This window comes from Thiorhodococcus mannitoliphagus, assembly GCF_010915725.1.
Lineage (GTDB): Bacteria > Pseudomonadota > Gammaproteobacteria > Chromatiales > Chromatiaceae > Thiorhodococcus > Thiorhodococcus mannitoliphagus.
In genome coordinates, this window is the sequence record NZ_JAAIJR010000195.1 from 1 (window position 1) to 7,429 (window position 7,429).

Here is a 7,429-nt window from a genome sequence, read left to right on the forward strand (position 1 = left end):
CGCGGGCGGGTGTCGGGGGACGCGGGGGGGGGGGGCGCCGCTCCCACCGGTCGTGCGCTTGGACCAAAGGATGATCGAGCCCCAACCGACCGACCGACCGCCGCAATGGTAGAATCCCCCGCCACCGACCACCGACCACCGACCACCGCCCCGGCCCACTTCTCGGCGCAACCCTTCAGCCTCGATCAGGCCGTGCGACCTGGAAGCGGCGCCCCGCAGCGATCGGGCGCCCGTCGCGGCAAGGGTGCTGCCTACACCAACCGGCTTGGTTGGACCAAATCCACGATCAAGGCCGAAGACAGAGATGTATCCATGAGTCATTTTCCAACCTGCCCGAACTGCAATTCTGAGTACACGTACGAAGACGGTGCGATGTACCTTTGCCCGGAGTGTAGCCACGAATGGTCCATTGCTGGAGAAGAAAGCGCGGGGGAAGGCGGGGCTGAGGTTAAGGACGCCAACGGCAATCCCTTGCTCGATGGAGATTCGGTCGTGGTGATCAAGGATCTTAAGGTGAAGGGCTCGTCCGCGGTCGTCAAAGTCGGGACCAAGGTCAAGAACATTCGTCTCGTGGACGGGGACCACAATATTGATTGCAAGATTGCGGGTGTTGGCGCAATGCAGCTCAAATCCGAGTTCGTGAAGAAGGCTTAGAAAGCCTCCATCAACAACTTCCCCCCTTTCGCAAAGGGGGGCTAGGGGGGATTTCGGGCGGCATCGCTCGCATCGGGAAACAATTGATGGACATGTTGCTTAGCAGTGATCGCGGCGCCGTGGCGCCATTCGCTCGGAGAGTTACGCTTGGTTCGAATCGCAGGTGAATCGGCTTAAGGCTCAGCGTCTGACGGCCTCGATCATCCTTGGTTCCAACCGCGCGGTCGGTGGGAGCGGCGCCCTTGCGCGCGATCGCGGCGGGGCGCCGCTCCCAGGTTGATCTGCGTGAATTCTGTTAACCAAACCTGGTGCAGAGGCGGGGTTGCGCGATGAGTTTTTCAGGAGAGTAGCATGCAGATCAGAGACTTGAAGAAGCAGCTTTTGCGTCCAGCCATCCTGGTCCTGTGCATCGGGGCGGCATGCTCAGCCCACGCGCTCTCACTGGTCGTAGACGGCGGCGAGATTGCTGGCGTGCTGGCCGTCGAGATCCAGGGGCAGTCCTATGACGTCACCTTTACGGACGGCTCCTTCAATGATGCCTACCCGGCTGGACTCAACGGATACGGGCCTCTGGCGCGGGACGTGGCTGCAGCGCTCCTCGCCGCAAGCGAGGATGGCGCGATCAGTGCCGACCCCAAATGGCAGCCAGGCTTGCAACTCCGCGGGTGCGAGGGGGATGGGTCCTGCACGATCCTGATCCCAGACCACTCAGGGGGTGAGGCACCCGTTGCGCAGATCACCTTTGCGGTTGAGGTCATCTACTCCATGGGGCAGTTCCGTTCAGTCACCCCCAAGCTGTGGCCATTCGATGCATCCACCGACACCAAGCACATGCCGGACATGCTGTTCGCCATCATCACTCCGGCCCGCTAGTGTCCTCAGGCGGTTGATCACCAGGACGTAGCGCTTTTCCTCGGCGTCCATTCTTAGAAAGTGACCATCAACAACTTCCCCCCTTTCGCAAAGGGGGGCCAGGGGGGATTTCGGACGGCATCGCTCACATCGGGAAACAATTGATGGACGCTCTCTTAGCGAGGCTTCGCTTCAGAGCGACGAGTCATGCCATCGGGATCGCTATCGGAATCGGGATCGCTATCGTCGGTTCGCTCCCGATACCGATACCGATACCGATACCGACGGCCTTGGATCGCTAGATCAAGAACAGGCTTGCCAGTCCCAGAAAGCTCAGAAAACCCACCACATCGGTCACCGTCGTGAGGATGACCGCACCTGAGAGCGCGGGATCGATGCCGAGGCGATGTAGGATCAGGGGGACAGCGATGCCCGAAAACGCGGCGGCCAGCAGGTTCAAGAGCATGGCGACCGCGATCACTAACGCGAGCCCTGTGCTGTGGAACCACAGCAAGGTCACCAGTGCGACCAGCGCGGCCCACACCAGGCCATTGAGGGCGCCGACGCCCAGCTCCTTGAGCAGGAGCCAGCGCAGGTTCGAATCCGCAATCTGATTGAGCGCAAGGCCCCGGATGGTCAAGGTCAGGGTCTGGCTGCCGGCGATACCGCCCATGCTGGCGACCACCGGCATGAGCACCGCCAAGGCGACGATCTTCTCCAAGGCATCTTCGAACCTGCCGATCACCCAGGCGGCGAGGAACACGGTCATGAGGTTGATGCCGAGCCAAACGCCGCGCCTGCGCGCACTGGGGAGTACCGGGGCGAAGAGGTCTTCCTCTGCCTCGAGGCCGGCACTCTGCAGCAGACGCCGATCCGCCTCCTCGCGAATGACGTCGACCACGTCGTCGATGGTGATCCGACCGAGCAGGCGGTCCTCCTCGTCCAAGACGGCCACGGAGATCAGGTCTCTGCGCTCGAACAGCGAGGTGAGGTCCGCCTCGGTCGCGTCGGCGCGCACCAGCTCCGCCCCCGTCTCCATGACTGCGGCGACCAGGCTGTCCGGATCACCGGTCACGACCAAGCCCATGTCCAGCCTGCCGAGATAACGACCGTCGTCGTCGACCACCATGAGTGAGTCGGTGTGCGGAGGCAGCGCCCGATGGCGACGCAGCCAGCGCAGGACGACCGCGAGGGTCACGTCGGCACGCACACTGAGAACGTTGGTGCTCATGAGACGTCCGGCCGTGCCTTCCGGATAACTCAGCACGGCTTCGATGCGCAGGCGGTGATCCTCGTCCAAGGCGGTCAGGACCGTTTCGGTGAGATCCGTCGGCAGGACATTGAGTACCTCCGCGAGGTCCTCATCGTCCATCTGCTCGGCGGCCTCGACCAGCTCCTCGGGCTGCATCTCGTCAATGAGGCTTGCCCGAGCCTCGTCGTGGATGTAGGCCAGCACCTCACCACGCTGCGCTTCGGGCACCAGCGCCCAGGTTGCCTGGCGCGGCTCGGGAGGCATGCCTTCCAGGAGGCCTGCGATCTCCGCCGGGTGGAGTTCCTCGAGTGCGTTCTCCAGGAGTTCCGTACGTCCCTCAGCGAGATCCCGCAGCGCCAGCTCGGCGAGTGCGACTTGCTGGATGCTTGTCGATTCCATACTCAACTCTGCCTACCCTCGTCATCCCGTCAGCTTGGGAAGGGGGAGCATATACGCCCTGGATCATAGGGGCCAACGGAGGTAGAGCAGATAGGGGTCGTGCCGCGGCGCGGACTCGCCGCCAGCGGGGCACGGCGCCTCAGTTCTGCAAATGGAACCAGAGAGGCGCAAAGGACGCGAAAAAAGTAGAGGCTTGTTTCGCGCGGACGCTGTATCCGAGGGCACCTCGGCGCAGGGATAAGACATGGAAAACCTCGGTTCGACTTGAGGCCTCGGCTTGCTGGTCAGGCGCCAAGCTTTCACCCGAGAAAGCGCTACCAGCTCAGGGCCTTGTTTGGGAGCTGCTTCACGGTTCGAGTTGGCAGACTTAGGTTGACTAGTGGGTGGCTTGCCATGCTGCCAAGCAGCGCATGACGGGACTCTCGGAATGGGCGCATGGTGCTGCCGAGCGGCGGTATTCGCCCACGCAAAACATGCAATAGGGGAGTCGTGCTCCTATGTTCCGCGCCTAGGCGTGTTCAGAATCAAAAGGCGGCTAGATCACCCCTCCCAGGAGAGCATCATGGCAGATCCATCACATGACGACGGCGTCATCGTCGCGGTTATCGAGCGTTTCGAGAAGTATCGTCTTCCCCGAGCACTGGATATGAAGGCCAAAGTCGAGCGCGGCGAGCGCTTGGGTGATACTGAGATCGCCTACCTCAAACGTCTGCTGGACGACGCCCAGGACGTTAAGCGTCTGGTCGACAAACGGCCGGACCTTCAGGGGCTCTACACGCGCGCCGTTGGTCTCTATCAGGAGATCACGCAGAAGGCATTGGAGAATGAGCGAAACGCGTAAGGCGGAACGCGATAGCGGTTCCGCCATGTGGCAGCCGCTGAGGTTGCACCTTGGCGTCTTACGCCGACCTCGGCACGGCGGATCGCCCTATCGGGCATCCGCCCTACGAGGCTGGGTCGATCGAGTCGCCATCGGCGGGGGAGCGATGAAAGAGGCAACTGGTGTCGAGCGTAAGGCGTAGGGCGTAAGGCGGAACGCGATAGCGGTTCCGCCATTTGGCAGCCGCTGAGGTTGCATGTTGGCGTCTTACGCTGACCTCGGCATGGCGGATCGCCCTATCGGGCATCCGCCCTACGCGGCTTGGCGGTGTCTTCGGTCAGGCGGCGATCTACAGCGACCATTTCCATCATGTCGCCATCATGAGAAGGGTGCGGCTGCACATGGCGGCTTGGATGAACGACGTCCTTCCGCTGCATGAGCGCCAGCGGCCAGCTGCGTGGATCTGCCGCCAGCAGCCGCGCGGACTGGCCACGGGTGAGTGCTAGCGCGCCAGTCGCGCCAAGCGGGCCTGATAGCGCCGCATCACCAGCCAGTGCCCCAGTGCTTGCGTGGGGATGTAGAGATACCAAGGTAGGGCGGGGGCGTATTCGTGGATGGCGGTCATGGTGTAGCGCCCGTCGAGCAGCGTCTGGAACTCGAAGCGGGCATGCGCGCTGCCGGCGCGCGCGAGGGCGCCGCCACAGATGGCGTAGACCTGGCGGTCTGCTGTGCTTTGGTGCGCTAGCCAGCGCAGCGACAGCAGCTTCAGCCGCGGCAGCCTGAGCCAGACCTCCACATCGCCGGCACTGTCGACCTGGCTGCGAATCAGCGGCCAGCAGCAGCTGCCTAGCCAACGAAAGTAATTCCCGCTGACCCAGGCCGCGTCTTGTCCGGGCGGCAAAAGCACCCTTTGGATGGAGCGCACGCGCGCCTCCTTGCGCATCAGCGCTCGGTCCGCCCTCAGCAGCTGCTCCCGAGGCTTCGGTCGCGGTCGTCGCGACAGGGGATCGACGCAGGGTTTCAATGCCTCGCTGAACGTCAGCGCCTCGGGCTCGATGGCCTGTTGTAGCGGGTTGTCCTGCATCACCGTGTCTTGCGGCAGGCTTTCCACAATGGCGCCGACCATCTGGGTTGGTGCGCCACTGATCATCCGGGCGGTCAGCGAGACCAGGGGCGTGGGCAAAAGCGGCACGCGGAGGATGACGCGCTTCAGCCCGAGCGCCTGGCTTGTTTGGCGCAGCATCTGCTCATAGCTCAGCTCCTCCGCGCCGCCGATATCGAAGGCGCCGGAGAAGTCGTCAGGACGACCGAGACAGTGGAGGATGGCGCGAACCAGGTCCGGCAGGGCGATGGGGCGGGTGCGCGAAGCGCTCGATGGCGGCAACAGCAAGACCGGCAGCCGCCGCACCAGATCGATGAGCAGATTCGGACCGGTCCCTCCCGGTCCGAGGATGAGGCTGGGCCGCAGCGCCGTGACCGGGGTCCCCTGCGAGGCCAGTACCATCTCGACCTCGCGGCGGCTCCACGGCAGCGGCGAAAATCTGAAGCTCTGCGGCATGACGCCGCTGACGAAGAGGATCTGGCGCACACCATTGGCGGCAGCCGCGCGGGCAAAGTTGTCGGCCAGCACAAGGTCCATGTCGCGTGGACTCGCCTGCGTCAACCGAGAGGAGGGCGCGAGCGAGTGGACCAGATAGACGGCGTAGTCCATGCCCGCCAGGCTGGAAGCAACCTCGCTGGCGCGGAAGAGGTCGCAATGGCGCCAGCGGACATTTGCAATGCTGGCCGGCGCTGCGGCGCGAACGGGCGAACGCGTCAGCGCGGTGACCTGGAAGCGCTCCGCGAGGCGCGGTAGGAGCGCGGTGCCGACAAAGCCGCTGGCGCCGGCGATGGCGAGGCGCGGTCGCTCCCCGGGGGATCTGATCATCGGCTTCGCGGCCCTTTATCCAGGCGATGTTGGAGCGGTTGCACGCGCGCGAGCGTCGTAGCCCTGGATGACCGCTTGGAGCACGGCCAGCGCGCGATTGGTCGCCGGCAGTCCCGCATAGGTCCCGACCTGGAAGCAGGCTTCGGCCAGGGTTTCAGGGTCGACACCGGACTTGAGTGCGACCCAAAGGTGGACGCGCAGCTCTTCTTCGTGACCAAGCGCGGCGAGCGCGGACACGGCAATCAGCTGGCGGGTCTGCAGGGAGATGCGATCACGGGCATAAAGGCCAGCAAAGATGTGCCGCGACAACTCGGCGGCGAGTTCGGGGTCGAATGAAGACCACCGCGCGCTTGGGCGCTCCCAAGGAAAGTCATCAAGCAGCGCGGCGAAACGCGCTTGCGTTTCCCCTTGATCGGCTGCGGGCGGCCGGCTCATGCCAGGCTCAGCCAGCGGCCTTGATCGGTGCGATCTTGTCCGTGGCCGGAGCCGGAACCGGAGCCAGGGTCTCGGTCGGATCGCGCTCTGGCGCCTTGCCCTTGAGCACCCGCTCCACATCACGCGCATTGCGGGCCAGGTAGATGGTCAGTTCCTCCAGCTCGGTGTCCGAGAGGCTGGGCAGCACCTTGTCCTTGCGGATCATCTGCGCCAGTCGCTCGGCATTGTCCAGAGCCCGGTCATAGGCATCTGCGGCCTTCTTGTCGGTGGTTCGCAATCTCTCCACTCCGTTACTGTCTTTGACGATGTACTCGATCTCGATCATGGCGGATTCTCCGGTCTAGCGATGGGCGCAGCTCGCCGAGCAGTATAACGGGCCTGCAAGTGCGGCTCGACCTGGAGGCGGGTGCGGCAATTCTGATTGGCATTTTGCATTGGGCAGCCAGCCGTCAGCCGCCCGAGCAGTCGCTCGCCCGGCTGGTCGCTCGTCTGCAGGAGATCATCTCGGCGCTGCGGGGATGGAGCATGTCTTGACCGCGCGCTTGCGCAAGCCCCAGCCGGGCATGGCCCCATTGCCTGCGGCTTTAGAGTTGGGGCGGCGATCCGAGGCGCAGGTCCCGCGGGGGTTCAGCGCCGGACGGCGCGTCTTGGTCGTCGACGACGGTCAGATCGCGGCAGGCAAGGTCCGCGAGCAGACGTAAGACTTGGTGCTGATGGACATGCCGGTCATGGAGGGTCTGAAGGCGGTCCGCGCGATTCGAGAGCTTCCCGAGCGCATGCGGCTGCCCGATCCTCGCCCTGACCGCCAAGGCCTTCGAGGCGCATCGCCGGGCCTGCTTAGACAATGCCCATCAATTGTTTCCCGAGTGCGAGCGGTGCCGCTCGAAATCCCCCCTACCCCCCCTTTGCAAAAGGGGGGAAGTTGTTGATGGAGCGGACGGTGGGAGCGGGGCCCCCCCCCCCCCGGGGCCCCCGAGCGGCCGGGGGCCCCGCCCCCCGGGCGTTTGGGAAAAGGTACCGGGTGGGCGGGAGCAAGGCAGGGGGGGGGGCGTTTATAAACCCCCGGGGGGACAAATGACCCCCAAAAAGT

At 64.3% G+C, this 7,429-nt stretch carries 10 protein-coding genes; 6 read left to right on the forward strand and 4 right to left on the reverse strand.

Translation table 11 applies throughout. The annotated features are described in order from the left end of the window. The first annotated feature begins 105 nt into the window (after positions 1-105). Positions 106-654 carry a zinc ribbon domain-containing protein YjdM gene (locus G3480_RS29740; protein ID WP_476718471.1) on the forward strand — a complete coding sequence of 183 codons (549 nt, stop codon included), beginning with the start codon at positions 106-108 and terminating at the stop codon, positions 652-654. A gap of 351 nt (positions 655-1,005) precedes the next feature. Further along, positions 1,006-1,527, forward strand: a complete 522-nt coding sequence (locus tag G3480_RS24295; protein WP_164656811.1) for a hypothetical protein — start codon at positions 1,006-1,008, stop codon at positions 1,525-1,527. Between the two features lie 277 nt (positions 1,528-1,804). Here G3480_RS24295 and mgtE read toward each other — a convergent pair whose 3' ends face one another. Continuing rightward, positions 1,805-3,157 (reverse strand): magnesium transporter, encoded by a 1,353-nt coding sequence (gene mgtE, locus G3480_RS24300; RefSeq protein WP_164656812.1) that lies wholly within the window; start codon positions 3,155-3,157, stop codon positions 1,805-1,807. 562 nt (positions 3,158-3,719) lie between these two features. On the opposite strand from mgtE, the gene G3480_RS24305 reads away from it, so the two are divergent. Together G3480_RS24305 and G3480_RS24310 are read left to right on the forward strand one after the other, a co-directional pair. Then, positions 3,720-3,998, forward strand: a complete 279-nt coding sequence (locus G3480_RS24305; RefSeq protein WP_164656813.1) for a hypothetical protein — start codon at positions 3,720-3,722, stop codon at positions 3,996-3,998. Between the two features lie 215 nt (positions 3,999-4,213). Further along, positions 4,214-4,483 (forward strand): hypothetical protein, encoded by a 270-nt coding sequence (locus tag G3480_RS24310; protein WP_164656814.1) that lies wholly within the window; start codon positions 4,214-4,216, stop codon positions 4,481-4,483. Here G3480_RS24310 and G3480_RS24315 read toward each other — a convergent pair. Genes G3480_RS24315 through G3480_RS24325 form a run of 3 tightly spaced genes read right to left on the reverse strand, consistent with a single transcriptional unit; the run spans position 4,480 to position 6,664 of the window. After that, positions 4,480-5,904: an NAD(P)H-binding protein gene (locus tag G3480_RS24315; RefSeq protein ID WP_164656815.1), complete on the reverse strand. Its 1,425-nt coding sequence runs from the start codon at positions 5,902-5,904 to the stop codon at positions 4,480-4,482. The genes G3480_RS24310 and G3480_RS24315 overlap by 4 nt on opposite strands. Positions 5,905-5,919: 15 nt before the next feature. After that, entirely contained in the window at positions 5,920-6,339 is a 420-nt protein-coding gene (locus G3480_RS24320) for a carboxymuconolactone decarboxylase family protein (protein WP_164656816.1), read from the reverse strand. 7 nt (positions 6,340-6,346) lie between these two features. After that, positions 6,347-6,664, reverse strand: a complete 318-nt coding sequence (locus G3480_RS24325) for a YebG family protein (protein WP_164656817.1) — start codon at positions 6,662-6,664, stop codon at positions 6,347-6,349. A 59-nt stretch (positions 6,665-6,723) separates the two neighbouring features. Between G3480_RS24325 and G3480_RS24330 the strand changes: the two genes are divergently transcribed. Both G3480_RS24330 and G3480_RS24335 read left to right on the forward strand, forming a co-directional pair. Then, complete coding sequence (locus G3480_RS24330; RefSeq protein ID WP_164656818.1) at positions 6,724-6,873, forward strand: hypothetical protein; 150 nt, start codon at positions 6,724-6,726, stop codon at positions 6,871-6,873. Then, positions 6,870-7,040 (forward strand): hypothetical protein, encoded by a 171-nt coding sequence (locus G3480_RS24335; protein ID WP_164656819.1) that lies wholly within the window; start codon positions 6,870-6,872, stop codon positions 7,038-7,040. Before G3480_RS24330 ends, G3480_RS24335 begins: the two co-directional genes overlap by 4 nt. The last annotated feature ends 389 nt before the right edge of the window (positions 7,041-7,429 follow it).